Consider the following 16,354-nt stretch of genomic DNA (forward strand, 5'->3'; position numbering starts at 1 on the left):
GCCGGAGAATCCGAGCGGGAGGCCCTGTGGATAACTCGCGCGACCAGTCACTCGCCGGGAGAACCGTCCTCGTCACCGGCGGCACCCGAGGCGTCGGCGCCGGTATCGCACGGGCCTTCGTCGAGGCCGGTGCCGACGTGCTGACCTGCGCGCGCAGACCACCCGAAGACCCGGTCGAGGGAACCGAGTTCAGGCCCCTCGACCTGCGCGACCCCGACGCCGTACGGGAGTTCTTCGGCGCGCTGCCCCGACTCGACGTGCTCGTCAACAACGCGGGCGGCGCGCCGTACCGCCCGCTGGTCGACGCGGAGGCCGAACGGCACGCGCGGATCATCGAGTTGAACCTCCTGGCCCCGCTCACCGCCTCCCTCGCCGCGTACGAACACCTCAAGCGGGCCAAGGGCTCGGTCGTGATGATCGGCAGTGTCAGCGGCAGCCGCCCCTCGCCCGGTTCGGCGGCGTACGGGGCGGCCAAGGCCGGTCTTGAGAACCTGGCCCGTTCGATGGCGGTGGAGTGGGCGCCGGACATCCGCGTCAACACGCTCGTCGTCGGCATGGTCCGCACGGAGCTGTCCCACCTTCACTACGGCGGTGAGGACGCCATCGAGGCCGTCTCCCGGACCGTCCCGCTCGGCCGGCTCGCCGCCCCCTCCGACATCGGCGCGGCGGCGGTCTTCCTGGCCTCCGACGCCGCCGCGTACATCAGCGGGGCCAGCCTTCTGGTGCACGGGGGCGGGGAGCGGCCCGCGTTCCTGGACGCGGCAACTGCCAACAAGGAGAAGTGAGTTGACCGGAGACATGGGTCGACCGGAGAAGTGAGTTGACCGGAGAGGTGAGTTGAAAGTGATGAGCGGAATCTGTGCCGGGCGGGTCGTCGTCGTCACCGGCGCGGGCCGGGGTCTCGGCCGCGCGCACGCCCTCGCCTTCGCCGCCGAGGGCGCCCAAGTCGTCGTCAACGACCTCGGCGTCGGCCTCGACGGCACCCCGGACCCCGACAGCCCGGCCGCACAGGTCGTCGCCGAGATCCGCGCGGCGGGCGGCGAAGCGGTGGCCCACGGCGGTGACATCGCCACGACCGCCGGTGCCGCGTCCCTGGTGACGACCGCGCTGGAGACCTACGGGAGGCTCGACACCCTTGTCAACAACGCGGGTTACCTGCGCGACCGGATGCTCGTCAACCTCGACGAGGACGACTGGGACGCGGTGATGCGCGTTCATCTGAAGGGTCACTTCCTGCCCCTGAAACACGCCGCCGCACACTGGCGTGCGGAGACGAAAGCGGGCCGTACTCCGGTCGCCCGGATCATCAACACCAGTAGCGGAGCAGGGCTGTTGGGCTCGGTCGGGCAGGGCAACTACAGCGCCGCCAAGGCCGGCATCATCGGCCTGACGCTGGTCGCGGCGGCCGAACTGGCCCGCTACGGAGTCCAGGTCAACGCGATCGCCCCCGCGGCACGCACCCGCATGACGGAACACACCTTCGCGGAGACCATGGCCGCACCCGGCTCCGGGTTCGACGTGATGGCGCCGGAGAACGTCTCGCCGTTGGTGGTGTGGCTGGGGTCCGGGGAGGGGGCTGGGGTTACCGGGCGGGTTTTTGAGGCCGAGGGCGGGCGGGTCACTGTGATGGAGGGGTGGCGGGGCGGGCCCAGTATGGACAAGGGGGCGCGGTGGAGTGTGGGTGAAGTGGGGGAGACGGTGCTGAAGTTGTTGGGGGAGGCGGGGGTGCCGGGGGCGGTGTACGGGGCGTAGGTGGTGGGTGGGCGCAGGCCAGGGACGTTCGCAGCGACACCGCTCGCCCGCGTCAACACCCTGAACACACCCGGCACTTCAACCTACGTGTCGCACTCCAGCACCGTCCGGCACAACGAACACCGCGCCCGTACCCGCCCCCGTACCGGCACCCTGATCCGCTGATGACACGTGGGGCAGGGGAACGACACCCGCAAGCTGCCGCCCTGGTCCCCGCTGAAGGCATACGGCACGCCTGACTGCACGCCGGGCCCGTGCCGCCGGTCATGGGCGTACCGGCGCCGCCCGGCCCACCCCGCCGCGGTCAACGGGGGCTGCTGCTCGTCACGCCGGGCCTGCGCCATCCCCTTGACGTACGCCGTGTAGGCCTGCGGGCTGGTGAACCACACGGAGGGATCCTCATCGAAGACCAGGGCACGCTTGGCGAGGACGTACCCGAACTCCTCCGGCGTGAGATAGCCCAGCTTCTGCGAGGACGCCGCGTCCTCCCGGTACGCGTCCAGTAACAGCCACCCCGCGCCCAGATACGTCGCCGCCGTGTCCGTGAGGATCTCGTTCTCGCGGGTGCCGGGGAAGGACAGGTCGAGGCGGTGCAGATAGACGTGCATCACCTCGTGGGCGAGAGCCGCGCCGATGTCCCGCCGATGCGTGCGGAACCGGTCGTTCAACTCGATGAAGTACTCGGGCCCGGCGGTGAGTTCGACGTTCGCGGCATGCGTCATCTCACGGAAGCTGATGATCGGCCGGGCGTCCGGGAGCCGGTAGTGCCGGACCATCTCGCGGGCCACCCGCTGCGCCCCCAGATGCAGGTCGTCCGTGTCGCAGAACGCCACGTCGACGGGGGCCACGCTGGTCGCGAACGTCTGGACGGTGTCGTAGGACAACCGCTTGTAGAGCGCGGTGATGGCGTCCCGCACCGTATCGAGGTGCGGGTAGCCGTGCTCGACCGGTCCGTCGTCCGCCACGTCCACAACCCCCAGAGACGCCCTGAACCCGCATCCACTCTATGCCGACGCGCACGAATGCACGCCCCTGAAATCCCCCTGACAGATCGCGGCCGGGAAGGTTATGCTCCCCGCGATGACGACTCACTCTGTTCACAGAATGGGGGTCCCGTCCGCGCAAGGTGAGTGCTGATGCCTCACACCGCGAACGGGGATTCCCGGCTTTCCTTCTGGCTGCGCGTGCGCGAGTTCGCCGTGCCGCCCTCCATGATCGAGACCGCTACGGTCCGCCGTCGTGCCGGGGACTGGGCAGGCGCCTGTGCCGCCGCCGGTGTCGACATCGATCTCGACCTACGGTCCGTAGCGCGCACCCATGGCCGGGAACTGGCCGCCAGGGTCCGCGCCGATCTCCGCCGACTCGCCCCTGACCTGCTGCGCTGGCATCTGCCGAGGATCGCCCCTGACGGCCTGTTGCGCCCGGGACTGACCCTCACCCTGGCCCGCTACGGGGACGATGCCACGGGCCCGCCGCACCTGGTGGTCCGGACGCCACCGGCCTGGGCGGACGGCGGCCAGCGCATCAGCCTCGCCCTGTGGGACGGCACCCGCCGCGACGCCTACGCCCGTCGGCATCCGCATCCCCGGCCCAGCCGATGGTTCCGCCTCGACCTGCACCGACATCTGTGGGACGCGGGGAGGAGCGGCGAACTGCGGGCCCGGTCCGGAGCGGACCGGCCACCCGGCGACGGACCTCCGCCGATCGCGGATCCGCACAGGGTGCCCGACGTGCGGAACTGCGCCGTCGACCGGTGGGCGGCCGAGGCAGCGATCCTGCTCGACGCGGAGGGCCGTACGACCGGTCCCGTCACGGTACGGCTCGGCTCCCGGCACCGGCTCGCGCTGACCCCGGACCCGGTCGAGGGCACCCCGCGTATCGCACCGGCGCCGACGGACGGCAGCGCCAGCGTGCTGCCGGTCCTCCCCGACGCGGCGACCTGGGTCCTGCCCGACCTGGAACTCCTGCGCACCGGTGAGATCGACGCCGACCGACTCCATCCGCTGGTCGCCGCCGCACTCGTACCGGATCGGCCTCGACCTCAACCGGACGCTTCCGCACGGATGCCGGACCGGGCAGGGGATCCGCACCTGATCGAATGCCGGGGCGCCCAGCACCGGATCGGCCTGGTCGACGGCGTACTGGCACCCCTGGACCACGACCCGGCCGAGATCCGTCGCGAGGAACTGCTGGTCGCGCTGACCGGCACCCCGCTGCCCTGCCTCCAGGCCATCGACGAGGCACACCGCCACCCGGACTGCCTCACCGGCGTCCGCGAACGCCTCATCCACGGCGACACCGCCGGCGCGCTGGCCGTCGTAGAAGGACTGCTCGGTCCTGACGCGGTGCTGCGGGGTGGCGCGCTGCGGGACGAACTGCGGGCGGCGGCCGAACGGCGGCTCGCGTACGGGCTGTTCAGGGCGGGACTGACCGGTCCCGGACCCCGATCCGGCCACTTCTTCCCGGGACTTCCGCGCGCCCAGAAGCTCCGCCCCCGCCGCACCACCAGCCGCTGACCGTACGGGACTTCGGCCCCGCTCTCACCCACGCACGCCTCGTCTCACCCCAACTCGGCCCCAAAGGTGACCACATATGCCCACACGCACCCTGTACGCCGCCCTCAACCCCGCCGACCCCATCCCCTCACCCGCCCAACTCGACGTCGCCGAGGACTTGTTGGCCCTCCTGCGCGACACCACCACCGAACCCCGCCCCGACACCCAGCTGGAGGCCCTCACCCTCGCCGTCGCCGCCGACCTCCCCGTGCTGCTGTGGGGCGAGCCGGGTATCGGCAAGACGGCCGCGCTCACGCAGCTCGCCGCCGCCCTGGACCTGCCGTTGACCACGGTGATCGCCAGCGTGCACGAGCCGTCCGACTTCTCCGGGCTGCCCGTCGTGGGCGACGACCCCGCCGAGCAGGGCGTCCCGATGGCCCCGCCGGACTGGGCCGTACGGCTCGTGCGGGCGGGCCGGGGGCTGTTGTTCCTGGACGAGTTGTCCACCGCGCCGCCCGCCGTGCAGGCCGCGCTGCTGCGGCTGGTGCTGGAGCGGCGGATCGGCGCGCTGCGGCTGCCGCCCGGGGTGCGGATCGTGGCCGCCGCCAATCCGCGGTCCTCGGCGGCGGACGGCTGGGAGCTGAGCCCGCCGCTGGCCAACCGCTTCGTGCACCTTCAGTGGACCCACGACCACGAGGTCGTCGTACGCGGACTCGGTGGCACCTGGCCGCGGGCGACCCTGCCGCGGCTCGATCCGGAGAAGCTGCCCGAGGCCGTGTACTTCGCGCGCCGCGCGGTGTGCGGGCTGCTCACCGGCCGCCCCAAGCTAGTCCACCAACTCCCCGGCAACGAGACGCGGCGCGGCGGCGCCTGGCCGTCGCCCCGGAGCTGGGAGATGGCGATGAGCCTGATCGCGTTCGCGACGGCGGCCGGTTCCTCGCGGGAGGTGCTGTCCCTGCTGGTCAGGGGCACGGTGGGGGACGGTCCCGGACTCGAACTGCTCGCGAGCGTGGACCGGATGGACCTTCCCGACCCCGAGACGTTCCTCGCCGACCCGACGGCCGGCGAACTGCCCGAGCGCGGGGATCTGCGCCAGGCCGTGCTCGACGGTGTGGTGGCCGCCGTCCGCAACCGTCCCGACAGGGCCCGCTGGGACGCGGCCTGGGCGCTGCTGGTGCGGGCGTTGGAGACCGGCGCCCCGGACCTGGTCGTCGTCCCCGCGACCACCCTCGCCTCGTTGCGCCGCGAGGACTGGGACGTGCCCGCGTCCATCGAGCGACTCGCCGGAGTGGTCGCCCTGTCGCGGCGGGCGGACCGCGCCGCCGTCGCCGTGAAGGGCGGCCGGTGAACACGGACACGGTCGCCGCCCTGGACCTCGACAAGCTCTTCGCCGCCCGCCTCTACGCCGCCCGCGTCCGCCCCTACCTCGCCACGGCCCTCTTCGCGCTGCACACGGTCGAGTCGCGGCAGGTACCGACGATGGCCGTCGACCGGCACTGGCGCTGCTACGTCTCACCGGGTTTCGTGGACCGGACGACGGTCGAGGACCTGGCCGGAGTCTGGGTCCACGAGGTGTCGCACCTGCTCCGCGACCACCACGGCCGCAGCGACCGGGTCGCCCGCGAGCGGGGACTGACCGGCCCGGGGGAGCGGTTGCGGATGAACATCGCCGCCGACTTCGAGATCAACGACGACGTGTTCGGCGACGGCCTGGTCGTTCCCCAAGGCGCGGTCCTGCCGGGGTCGTTGGGGCTGCCCGACGGGAACCTGATGGAGGACTACCTGCGCTGGTTCCAACTCGGGCCGCGCACCCAGGAGTTGGCGTGGCTGGACTGCGGCAGCGGCGCCGACGGGCTCGACCGGGACTGGGACCTGGGCGCGGACGGCGCGCAGGGGCTGAGCGAGCAGCAGCGCGACGCCGTCCGCTTCCGGGTGGCCCAGGGCATCACCGGCCGCCCCGGCAGCGCCCCCAGCGGGTGGCGGCGGTGGGCGGAGGAGGCGTTCCATCCGCCGCAGCCCTGGCGGCAGTTGCTCGGCGCCGCGGTCCGCTCGGCGGTCTCCGCTCCCGGCGCGGGCGAGGACTACGTCTACGGCAGGCCCTCGCGCCGCTCGGCGGCGCTGCCCGGCGTCGTGCTGCCGAGCCTGCGCCGCCGGCCGCCCCGGGTGTGCGTGGTCATCGACACCTCCGGGTCGGTCAGCGACGCCGAGTTGGGCAGCGCGCTCCTCGAAGTCGCCGCGATCTCAAGGGCGGTGGGCGGCCGCCGCGACCTGGTCACCGTGGTGCCGTGCGACGCGGCGGCCCAGGTCGCGCACCCGCTGTGCCGCGCCGAGGGCATTCCCCTGCTGGGCGGCGGCGGTACGGACCTGCGCACCGGCTTCGCCAAGGCGCTGAGCACCCGGCCCCGGCCCGACGCGGTCGTGGTCCTCACCGACGGCCAGACCAGCTGGCCGGACACCCGACCGCCCTGCCGGACGGTGGTGGGGCTCTTCCCGCGCCGGTACGAGACCGGGGAGTACGCCGAGGACGACCCCGACTACGTGCCGGACACACCGCCCGACTGGGCGCGGGTGGTCGAGATCGGGTCCGTACCCGTCGCCCGGTGATGCCCTAGATGCCCTAGACGTCCTAGACGCCCTTCAGCGTGAGGGGCGACTCCGAAAGGGACGGCGCCTCTTGAAGCTCCAGCACCCACACCTCGTTCCCGCCCTCCCGCAGGACGGCACCGGGGACGTACAACTCCCGTTGCGGTCCCGCCGACCAGTACCGCCCCAGACTGAACCCGTTGACCCACACGAACCCCCGTGTCCAGCCCGGCAGTTCGAGTACGGCGTCCCCGGCGCCGCGCACCTCGACGGTGCCGCGGTACAGCCCGGGGGAGCCGTCCGAGGACAGCTCCCGCACCTCGCGCAACGGAACGCCCTCGATGTCGTCCAGCGCGTCCAACCGCAGCCCACGCGCGCGTACGTCGTGCAGGTACTGCCGCTCGTGCAGCAGCCCCCCGGTGATCCCCTTCGCCTCCCCGAGCCGCGGCCCGTAGTTGACCCTCCCCAGGGACTCCACCCACACCTGCACACGCGCGTGCCCGGCGACGGGCTCCTTGAGCTGCTCGTCGCCCTCCATGAGGACCCCGGCCCGCTCCCCGTCGACGTACACCACCGCCAAGTCCCGCAGTCCGCGCGCGATCAGCGGGCAGGGCGCGCGCGGTCCCGGAACGGTCACTTCGTAGCGGACGATTCCGCGGTCCACGTCCAGTTCCTCGAAGGTCGGCGGCACCGGGCCCTCCGTCTCCGGCCCACCGCGTGCCTCCAGTACGTCGGCCAGAGGCGCCCAGCCCGTCAGGCCCACCTCGGCCGGGGCGCCCAACGACGCGGGTGCGGGCGGGAGTTCGGGCAGCGGGCCGTCGGCGTAGGCGGCCAGCACCTCGCGGAAGCGCCAGAACTTGTCCGTGGGGCGCCCGTACTCGTCGATCGGCGCGTCGTAGTCGTACGACGTCACGTCGGGCTCCAACGGCCCCTCGTGCAGGGCGCCGCCACCCCGGTTCGCGCCCGCCCAGCCGGCGAAGTTGGTGCCGCCGTGCGCCATGTAGAGGTTGACCGACGCGCCGCACTCCAGGATCTCCCGCAGGGCCGCCGCCGCGTCCTCGGCATCGCGTACGACGTGCTCGCCGCCCCAGTGGTCGAACCAGCCGCACCAGAACTCCGCGCACATCAGCGGCCCTTCGGGGCGATGCCGGCGCAGCGCATCGAAGGCGTCGCGCGCATGGGACCCGAAATTCACCGTCGCGAGGACACCGGGGACCGAACCACCGCTCAGCATGAAGTCCTCGGGACCGTCCGAGGTGAACAGCGGGACGGTGACGCCCACGTCGCGCAACAGCTCCTCCACACGCCGCAGATACACCGCGTCGGAGCCGTAACTGCCGTACTCGTTCTCGATCTGCACCATGATCACCGGGCCGCCGCGGTCGAGCTGCCGGGACACGACCTCGGGCAGCAGCTGCCGGAACCAGCGCTCCAGGTGACCCAGGAAGCGTTCGTCACGCGTACGCGCGCGTGCCCCCAGTTCGCCCGTCAGCCAGTGCGGCAGCCCGCCGTTCTCCCACTCCGCGCAGATGTACGGCCCCGGGCGCACGATCGCCCACAGGCCCGCCTCCCGCGCCGCGTCCAGGAACCTGCCCAGCGCCTGTACGTCCCGGAAGTCGCCCGGCGCCGGCTCGTGCAGGTTCCACGGGACGTACGTCTCCACGCAGTTGAGGCCCATCGCCCGCAGCATCGCCAGCCGGTGCCCCCAGCTCGCCTCGTGCACCCGGAAGTAGTGCAGTGCCCCGGACAGCAGCCGCACCGGCCGTCCGTCCAGCAGAAAGTCCCTGTCGCCCACCGTGAACTCACTCATACCGACGACTCTCACCCCTTGGCGCCGATCACGTCCATGGACAAAGATCACCGCTACTTGGACCGAGCGGACCGAGCACTGTGTGAGGAGGCGCCGATGTACCACACCTGGATGCGTTTCTTCACGCCCACACCCGCCCACCACCGCCTCGGCCTCGCCTGCCTCGGCGTCGGCCTCCAGTACGGCGCCCTGCCCACCGTCGGCCCCCGCACCCTCGACCACCACGTCGCCGTCGTGATCAGCGCGGGCGGCGGCTGGTACCTGAGCCCCGACGGCCGCCGTACGACCGTCACCGCGCCCGCGCTGCTGTGGCTCACCCCCGGCGTGCCGCACCACTACGCGCCCGACCCCGGCGGCGGCTGGGACGAGGGGTTCGTCGACTTCACCGGGCCCGCGACGACGACGTACACCGAACTCGGCTACATCGAGCCGGAGCGGCCCGTGGTGGCCCTCTCGGACGCGACGGGACCCCGCGCGGTCATCGGGCGCATGGCCCGCGCCGCGCGGCGCGGCAACCCCCTCCTGGAGGTGGAGACCGGCGCCGCCGTCCACGAACTCCTGGTCGCCCTGCGCCGCGCCCGCGCCGACCTCGCCCCCGACGGCGACCCGGTCCTCCAGGCCCTCGCCCGGGACGCCTGCCTGCCGCTGACCGTCGCCGACCACGCGGCCCGGCACGGCATGACCCCCGCCGCCCTGCGCGCCGCCGTCCGCCAGGGCGCCGGATGCAGCCCCAAGGACTACCTCCTCGGCATCCGCCTGGGCCGCGCCAAGGAACTCCTCGCCGCCACCGAACTCCCGGTCGCCGCCGTCGCCCGCCGTGTCGGCTACGACGATCCCGCCTATTTCAGCCGCCTGTTCACCCGCCGCGTCGGCATGCCACCCGTCCGCTTCCGCGCCCAGCAGGGCCGCACCGTCCCCGGCGGCTGGAGCGACCAGGTCCCCGATCCGGCCGATCCACCGATCATCGAGTGGCCGCACGCCCCATAGGGCCGACGATCGAGTGGGCGCATGCCATATGGGGCTGACAGCTGAGTGGCCGCACGCCACGTGGGTCCGACGACCGAGTGGGCACATGCCACACAGGCGCACACCACACAGGGGTCGAACATCGAGTGGTCGCACGCCACGTAGGGTGGTCGCCCATGACCACCAGCACCAACGGAACCGGTGACGTCGACCCCGCCGTGCGCGAGGAGCTCGTCCGGCTGCGCGACAGCATCGACAACATCGACGCCGCCGTCGTCCACATGCTCGCCGAACGCTTCAAGGCCACCCAGCAGGTCGGCGTCCTCAAGGCCACCCACCGGCTGCCGCCCGCCGACCCGGCCCGCGAGGCCCGCCAGATCGAACGCCTCCGCGCGCTGGCCGAAAGCGCCAAGCTGGACCCGGCGTTCGCTGAGAAGTTCCTGAATTTCATCATCGGCGAGGTGATCCGCCACCACGAGCGCATCGCGGAGGACGCCGTGAACGGCGGTTCACCCACGGCGAACTGACCTCGCACGTCCGGTAAGGGGCGTGACAGCGGGGCGAGTTCGGGGCCATGCTGCGCTGTGCACCGCTTGTGCACTCCATGTCAGCCGACGGGCACGCCCCGTCATCACCTGCGTCATAAGCTGGTTGTCCCACGCGGGAGGGACGTCGGGCCATGCCGTCGGATGCCGAGATCCTCATCGTCGACGACCATGAGGACACGCTGTACGCGCTGGAGAGCGCCCTGGCCCCGCTGGGCTACCGGCTCGCCCGCGCCACCAGCGGCGACGAAGCGCTCAAGCAGGTGCTCCGCGGCAGGGTCGGCCTCCTCGTGCTCGACGTGCGCATGCCCGGCGTCAGCGGCCTGGACGTCGTCCGCTACCTGCGCCGCCTGGAGCAGACCCAGCACATCCCCGTCCTCCTCCTCACCGGCTTCGGCCCCGACCCCGAGACGACCGCCGCCGCCTTCACCCTCGGCGTCGCCGACCTCGTGATGAAACCCGTCGACCCCTGGGCCCTGCGCACCAAGGTCCGCTACCTCTACGACGCCCACCAGCGCCATCGGGCCCTCGAAGAGGAGGTCCGCGAACTCCGCGCCCTCCTCAAGGACCCGCCCGCCCCTCGCGCGGCCCTGCCCCACCCGGACGCGCGCGTGCCCTACCAGCGCGACGCCCAGAACACCGCACCCGCACCCACGGCCACCCCTGCACCCGCGCCCGACCGGACATAAGCCGCGTACGGAACCACCTCTGTGCCACGTCGGTGCCATCAGGCAGCATGTCCTGCATGTCCGTACTGACGCGCGACGAAGCGCAGACCCGTGCCAGGCTCCTCGACGTCCACCGCTACACGATCGAACTCGATCTGACGACGGGCGACGACACCTTCGACTCCCGCACCGTCATCGCGTTCACCGCTCGCGCGGACGCGGACACCTTCGTCGAGCTCAAGCCCGCCGAGCTGCGCTCCGTCACCCTCGACGGCCGCCCCCTCGACCCCGAGCACCTCGTCGAGAACCGGCTCCCGCTGCCCGGACTCAACGCCGGCGAGCACGAACTGCGCGTCGACGCGAGCATGCGCTACTCCCGCACCGGCGAGGGCATGCACCGCTTCACCGACCCCACCGACGGCGAGACCTACCTCTACACCCAGCTCTTCATGGAGGACGTCCAGCGCGTCTTCGCCGCCTTCGACCAGCCCGACCTCAAGTCCGTCTTCGACCTCTCCGTCAAGGCCCCCGAAGGCTGGACCGTCCTCGCCAACGGCATCACCGAACACCTCGGCGAAGGCCGCTGGCAGGCCGCCCCCACCCCCCTCATCTCGACCTACCTCGTCGCGGTCGCCGCCGGCCCCTGGCACTCGGTCCGCACCGAACACCGCGGCCTGCCCTTCGGCATCCACTGCCGCCGCTCCCTGGCCCCCCACCTCGACGCGGACGCCGACGAGATCCTCGACATCACCCGCCAGTGCTACGACCGCTACCACGAGAAGTTCGAGGAGCCCTACCCCTTCGACTCCTACGACCAGGCCTTCGTCCCCGAGTTCAACGCGGGCGCCATGGAGAACCCCGGCCTGGTCACCTTCCGCGACGAGTTCATCTACCGCTCCGCCGTCACCGACACCGAGCGGCAGACCCGCGGCATGGTCATCGCCCACGAGATGGCCCACATGTGGTTCGGCGACCTCGTCACCCTCCAGTGGTGGGACGACATCTGGCTGAACGAGTCCTTCGCCGAGTACATGGGCTACCAAACCCTCACCGAGGCCACCCGCTTCACCGACACCTGGACCGACTTCGGAGTCGTCCGCAAGGCCTGGGGCTACGACGCCGACCAGCGCCCCTCCACCCACCCCGTGGCCCCCGAGAACGTCGACGACACCGCCTCCGCCCTCCTCAACTTCGACGGCATCTCGTACGCCAAGGGCGCCTCCGCGCTACGGCAGTTGGTGGCCTGGCTCGGCGAGAAGGACTTCCTCGCCGGCATCAACACCCACTTCGCCCGCCACAAGTTCGCCAACGCCACCCTCGCCGACTTCATCGACTCCCTCGCCTCGGGCACCGAACGCGACGTCCACGCCTGGGCCGACGCGTGGCTGAGCACGACGGGCGTGGACACCCTCACCCCCACCATCACCCGCGCGGACAACGGCACGTACACCCTGCTCGTCGACCGCGCGGGCAGCCGCCCGCACCGCATCGCCGTCGGCCTCTACGACCAGGACCTGGGCGACACCAACCGCCTCGTCCTGCGCGAGCGCCTCGACCTCGACGTCCCGCAGACCGAACCCCAACCCCTCGGCAAGCGCCCGGCGTTGCTCCTCCTCAACGACGGCGACCTCACCTACGCCAAGGTCCGCTTCGACCCCGACTCCTTCGAGGCCGTCCGCACCAGCCTCTCCGGCCTCCCCGAACCCCTCACCCGCGCGGTCGTCTGGAACGCCCTGCGCGACGCGGTCCGCGACGGCGAACTCCCCGCCTCCGCCTACCTGGACGCCGCCCGCGCCCACCTCCCGCACGAGACGGACCTCGCCCTCGTCCAGGGCGTCCTCGCCTTCGCCTCCGCGCAGGTCACCGACCGCTACCTCACCCCCGAGGCCCGCCCGGTCGCCCTCGCGACCCTCACCGCCCTGTGCCGCGACCTCATCCGCCGCACCGAGGACGGCTCGAACCCCGGCCTGCGCCTCATCGCCGTACGCCACTTCATCGACGTCGCCGCCCACCCCGACACCATCGCCGCCTGGCTCACCGAAGGCACCGTCCCCGGCGGCCCCGAACTGGACCCCGAACTCCGCTGGCGCGTCCTGTCCCGCCTCGCCGTCCTCGGCGCCACCGACGAGCCCGCGATCGCCGCCGAGCTGGAACGCGACCCGTCCGCCACCGGCCAGGAAGGCGCCGCCCGCTGCCGGGCCGCCCTCCCCGACCCCGAGGCCAAGCGCACGGCCTGGGAGGCGATGTTCACCACGGACGACCTCTCCAACTACCTCTTCACCGCGACGGCCCAGGGCTTCTGGCAACCCGAACAGGCCGACCTCGTACGGGAGTACGTGCCCCGCTTCTACACGGACGCGGTAGCCCTCGCCGCCCGCCGGGGCCCCGCCATGGCCGACGCCGCCGGCCGCTGGGCCTTCCCCACCCACGCCGTCGACCCCGAAACCCTCCGCCTCGGCGAGGAGTGCCTCCGCGACGCCGACCTCACCCCGTCCCTGCGCCGCAAGCTGGTCGACCAACTCGACGACCTGGAGCGGGCGTTGCGGGTGAGGGGGGCGTAGTCCCAGCCAACGCCCACACCAACACCAGGCACTGAACAGCACCCTTCACCGGCACTGAACAACACCCTTTCGGGTTCCGATCGTTGTTCTCCCCGGGCGCGTCGACCCATCCAGGTACAAGCTGGAACTCCCCATGCCACGCGCCCCGGAGGACAGCATGAGCAGCGCACCCCTCGCCTCAGGCCCCGAAGGACCCGACGCCCTGCGGCCGTTGCTCGACACCGTCCTCGACGCCCTCGGCACCGGACGCCGGGCCCGCGGCGGCCCGTTCCCCGCGGGCGGCCCCGACGCGGTCGCCGCCCGCATGAGGGACGCCGTAGGGGACGTACTCCCGGACGACGGCGACCCCGACGCCCTGCGCGCCCTCGTGCACGCGCTGGCGGAAGGCGCCGCCGACCCCGCGGACCCGCTGTGCGCGGCGCACCTGCACTGCCCGCCGCTCGCCGTGGCCACCGCCGCCGACCTCGCCGTCAGCGCGCTGAACCCCTCGCTCGACTCCTGGGACCAGGCCCCCGCCGCCTCCGCCCTCGAAGCCCTCGTCACCCGCACCCTCGCCCACGAGATCGGCCTCGCCGACGCCCTCGTCACCACCGGCGGCACCGAAGCCAACCAACTCGCCCTCCTCCTCGCCCGCGAAGCCAACGGCGGCAGCGTGCGGTTGGTCTGCGGAAGCAACGCCCACCACTCCCTGCCCCGCGCCGCCTGGCTCCTCGGCCTGCCCGACCCCGTCGTCGTCCCCGCCCCCGCCGGCACCCTCGACCCGGCCGCCCTCGACGAAGCCCTCACCGCACTGCCGGGCCCCCGCGGCTCCGTCCTGGTCGCCGCCACCGCCGGCACCACCGACGCCGGACTCATCGACCCGCTGCCCGAGATCGCCGGCCTGTGCGCCGCCCACGGCGCCCGCCTCCACATCGACGCCGCCTACGGCGGAGGCCTCACCTTCAGCGACCGCCACCGCGACAAACTCGCCGGCCTCGACCGCGCCCACACCGTCACCCTCGACCTGCACAAACTCGGCTGGCAGCCCGTCGCCGCCGGCCTCCTCGCCGTACGCCACCCCCGCGACCTCGCCGCCCTCACCCAGCGCGCCGACTACCTCAACGCCGACGACGACACCGAAGCGGGCCTGCCCGACCTTCTCGGCCGCTCGATGCGCACCACCCGACGCCCCGACGTCCTCAAACTCGCCGTCACCCTGAAAACCCTCGGCCGCACCGGACTCGGCACCCTCGTCGACCAAGTCTGCGCCCGCGCACGGGAGTTCGCCGCCATGGTCCACAACCACCCCGGCTTCGACCTCTACGACCCGCCCGTCATCAGCACCGTCCTGTTCCGGCCCGCCGACGCCACCGACGACGCCGTGGCCGCCGTACGCCGTCAACTCCTCACCGACGGACGGGCCGTCCTCGGCCGGGCCGCGCTCGACGGCCGGCTCTGGCTCAAGGTCACCCTCCTGAACCCCCACACCCGGCCCGACGACCTGGCCGCCCTCCTGAAACTGGTGGAAGGAAACACCCCCCGATGAGCCACCCCCCGACGGGTCACCCCCAGACCCCCAACCCCCCACGCCAAGAACCCGAAGCACCCCGCGACCTGGTCGGCATCGGCATCGGACCGTTCAACCTCTCGCTGGCTGCCCTCGCCCACCCCCTCACCGAACTCGACACCGCCTTCTACGAACAGCGCCCCGGCTTCGACTGGCACCCCGGCCTCCTCATCGAGGGCGCCACCGTCCAAGTCCCCTTCCTCGCCGACCTGGTGACCCTCGCCGACCCCGCCAGCCCCTGGTCCTTCCTCAACTACCTCAGGGCCCGCGACCGGCTCTTCCCCTTCTACTTCGCCGAGCGCTTCCACATCCAGCGCGCCGAGTACGACGCCTACTGCCGCTGGGTCGCGGGCAGCCTCCCCGGACTCCACTTCGGCCACCAGGTCGACGCCGTCCGCTTCAACCCCGAACGCGACGTGTTCGAGGTCGACTTCACCCAGCTCGACAGCGACGGAGAAGCCGAAGCACTCGGCCGGACGTACACGAAGAACATCGTCCTCGGCGTCGGCACCGCCCCCTACGTCCCCGACCCGCTCAAGCCCCTCGTCGAAGCCCCCGGCGTCCCCGTCATCCACGCCGCCGACTACCTCGCCCACCGCGAAACGTTTCTCGCCGCCGACCACATCACCGTCATCGGCTCGGGCCAGACCGGCGCCGAGGTCTTCCTCGACCTGCTCCGCCACCGCCCCGCGGGACGCGAGAAACTCCACTGGATCGGCCGCAGCGAGGCCTTCGCCCCCATGGAGTACTCCAAGCTCGGCCTGGAGCACTTCACCCCCGACTACACCCGCTACTTCCACGCCCTCGCCGAACCCGTCCGCGACCGCCTCGTCACCGCACAGTGGCAACTCCACAAGGGCATCGACACCGACACCATCGCCGCCATCCACGACGAGCTCTACCGCCGTACGATGCACGGCGGTTGGCCCGACGCCGTCCTCACCCCCGGCGTCCGCGTCCGCACCGCCGGCCGCATCGCGACCACCAAGGTCGAGCTCCACCTGGAACACCTCCAGCAGAACACCCGCTCCCGTCTCACCACCGACGCCGTCGTCCTCGCCACCGGCTACCGCGAACGCCCCCTCGGCCGCATCCTCGCCGGACTCGACCCCTACCTGCGCCGCGACAGCGCCGAACGCCCGCGCGTGGACGACCAGTTCAGGCTCGTCCTCGACCCCTGCGTCACCGGCTCCGGCTGCCAGGTCTACGTCCAGAACGCCGAACTCCACACCCACGGCGTCGGCGCCCCCGACCTCGGCCTCGCCGCCTGGCGCAGCGCCACCATCCTCAACTCCCTCACGGGCAAGGAGCCTTACCCCCTCCCCGGCCGAACGGCCTTCACCACGTTCGGTCTCGACCCGCAGGCCCACATCCCCCCGGCCCGCCAGGCCACCCGCACCCTCACCCCACTCGTAGAACACTAGGAAG

Annotated in this window: 13 protein-coding genes; 11 read left to right on the forward strand and 2 right to left on the reverse strand. The window is 72.4% G+C overall.

Features of this window, described 5'->3' with window-relative positions; translation table 11 throughout:
• Positions 1 to 26 precede the first annotated feature (26 nt).
• Positions 27 to 785 carry an SDR family oxidoreductase gene (locus OG714_RS37650; RefSeq protein WP_406127834.1) on the forward strand — a complete coding sequence of 253 codons (759 nt, stop codon included), beginning with the start codon at positions 27 to 29 and terminating at the stop codon, positions 783 to 785.
• Positions 786 to 846: 61 nt separating this feature from the next.
• Positions 847 to 1,752 carry an SDR family oxidoreductase gene (locus OG714_RS37655; RefSeq protein ID WP_406127836.1) on the forward strand — a complete coding sequence of 302 codons (906 nt, stop codon included), beginning with the start codon at positions 847 to 849 and terminating at the stop codon, positions 1,750 to 1,752.
• A gap of 83 nt (positions 1,753 to 1,835) precedes the next feature.
• Here OG714_RS37655 and OG714_RS37660 read toward each other — a convergent pair whose 3' ends face one another.
• Positions 1,836 to 2,717: a hypothetical protein gene (locus OG714_RS37660; RefSeq protein ID WP_406127837.1), complete on the reverse strand. Its 882-nt coding sequence runs from the start codon at positions 2,715 to 2,717 to the stop codon at positions 1,836 to 1,838.
• Between the two features lie 168 nt (positions 2,718 to 2,885).
• Here OG714_RS37660 and OG714_RS37665 point away from each other — a divergent pair, with 168 nt between their 5' ends.
• From OG714_RS37665 to OG714_RS37675, 3 genes are all read left to right on the forward strand, one after another.
• The gene (locus tag OG714_RS37665; RefSeq protein ID WP_406132089.1) at positions 2,886 to 4,268 is read left to right on the forward strand and encodes a hypothetical protein; all 1,383 of its coding nucleotides are present in this window, start codon (positions 2,886 to 2,888) and stop codon (positions 4,266 to 4,268) included.
• 76 nt (positions 4,269 to 4,344) lie between these two features.
• A complete protein-coding gene (locus tag OG714_RS37670; protein ID WP_406127839.1) occupies positions 4,345 to 5,595 on the forward strand; it encodes an AAA family ATPase in 1,251 nt (416 codons plus the stop codon).
• Complete coding sequence (locus OG714_RS37675; RefSeq protein WP_406127840.1) at positions 5,592 to 6,851, forward strand: DUF2201 family putative metallopeptidase; 1,260 nt, start codon at positions 5,592 to 5,594, stop codon at positions 6,849 to 6,851. Before OG714_RS37670 ends, OG714_RS37675 begins: the two co-directional genes overlap by 4 nt.
• A gap of 22 nt (positions 6,852 to 6,873) precedes the next feature.
• Here the strand turns inward: OG714_RS37675 and OG714_RS37680 are convergent, their stop codons facing one another.
• Entirely contained in the window at positions 6,874 to 8,640 is a 1,767-nt protein-coding gene (locus tag OG714_RS37680; RefSeq protein WP_406127842.1) for a glycoside hydrolase family 35 protein, read from the reverse strand.
• Between the two features lie 96 nt (positions 8,641 to 8,736).
• Here OG714_RS37680 and OG714_RS37685 point away from each other — a divergent pair, with 96 nt between their 5' ends.
• The 6 genes from OG714_RS37685 (at position 8,737) to OG714_RS37710 (ending at position 16,350) form a co-directional block, all read left to right on the forward strand.
• On the forward strand, positions 8,737 to 9,627 hold the full coding sequence (locus OG714_RS37685; RefSeq protein WP_406127844.1) for a helix-turn-helix domain-containing protein: 891 nt from the start codon (positions 8,737 to 8,739) through the stop codon (positions 9,625 to 9,627).
• Between the two features lie 155 nt (positions 9,628 to 9,782).
• On the forward strand, positions 9,783 to 10,133 hold the full coding sequence (locus tag OG714_RS37690) for a chorismate mutase (RefSeq protein WP_406127846.1): 351 nt from the start codon (positions 9,783 to 9,785) through the stop codon (positions 10,131 to 10,133).
• A gap of 152 nt (positions 10,134 to 10,285) precedes the next feature.
• Positions 10,286 to 10,840 carry a two-component system response regulator gene (locus tag OG714_RS37695; protein WP_406127847.1) on the forward strand — a complete coding sequence of 185 codons (555 nt, stop codon included), beginning with the start codon at positions 10,286 to 10,288 and terminating at the stop codon, positions 10,838 to 10,840.
• A gap of 56 nt (positions 10,841 to 10,896) precedes the next feature.
• A complete protein-coding gene (gene pepN / locus OG714_RS37700) occupies positions 10,897 to 13,380 on the forward strand; it encodes an aminopeptidase N (protein WP_406127849.1) in 2,484 nt (827 codons plus the stop codon).
• A gap of 157 nt (positions 13,381 to 13,537) precedes the next feature.
• Positions 13,538 to 14,905: a pyridoxal phosphate-dependent decarboxylase family protein gene (locus OG714_RS37705; protein WP_406127850.1), complete on the forward strand. Its 1,368-nt coding sequence runs from the start codon at positions 13,538 to 13,540 to the stop codon at positions 14,903 to 14,905.
• On the forward strand, positions 14,902 to 16,350 hold the full coding sequence (locus OG714_RS37710) for a lysine N(6)-hydroxylase/L-ornithine N(5)-oxygenase family protein (protein ID WP_406127851.1): 1,449 nt from the start codon (positions 14,902 to 14,904) through the stop codon (positions 16,348 to 16,350). The genes OG714_RS37705 and OG714_RS37710 overlap by 4 nt, the downstream gene beginning before the upstream one ends.
• Positions 16,351 to 16,354: the final 4 nt, after the last annotated feature.

Origin of the sequence: Streptomyces sp. NBC_00989, from assembly GCF_045162655.1 — a bacterium.
Lineage (GTDB): Bacteria > Actinomycetota > Actinomycetes > Streptomycetales > Streptomycetaceae > Streptomyces.

What these genes read in the sequence shown, in the direction of transcription:
- OG714_RS37690 (WP_406127846.1), top strand. Translation starts at nt 9,783, where the DNA reads ATGACCACCAGCACCAACGGAACCGGTGACGTCGACCCCGCCGTGCGC.
- OG714_RS37680 (WP_406127842.1), bottom strand. Translation starts at nt 8,640, where the DNA reads ATGAGTGAGTTCACGGTGGGCGACAGGGACTTTCTGCTGGACGGACGG.
- OG714_RS37670 (WP_406127839.1), top strand. Translation starts at nt 4,345, where the DNA reads ATGCCCACACGCACCCTGTACGCCGCCCTCAACCCCGCCGACCCCATC.
- OG714_RS37705 (WP_406127850.1), top strand. Translation starts at nt 13,538, where the DNA reads ATGAGCAGCGCACCCCTCGCCTCAGGCCCCGAAGGACCCGACGCCCTG.
- OG714_RS37710 (WP_406127851.1), top strand. Translation starts at nt 14,902, where the DNA reads ATGAGCCACCCCCCGACGGGTCACCCCCAGACCCCCAACCCCCCACGC.
- OG714_RS37655 (WP_406127836.1), top strand. Translation starts at nt 847, where the DNA reads ATGAGCGGAATCTGTGCCGGGCGGGTCGTCGTCGTCACCGGCGCGGGC.
- pepN (WP_406127849.1), top strand. Translation starts at nt 10,897, where the DNA reads ATGTCCGTACTGACGCGCGACGAAGCGCAGACCCGTGCCAGGCTCCTC.
- OG714_RS37685 (WP_406127844.1), top strand. Translation starts at nt 8,737, where the DNA reads ATGTACCACACCTGGATGCGTTTCTTCACGCCCACACCCGCCCACCAC.
- OG714_RS37695 (WP_406127847.1), top strand. Translation starts at nt 10,286, where the DNA reads ATGCCGTCGGATGCCGAGATCCTCATCGTCGACGACCATGAGGACACG.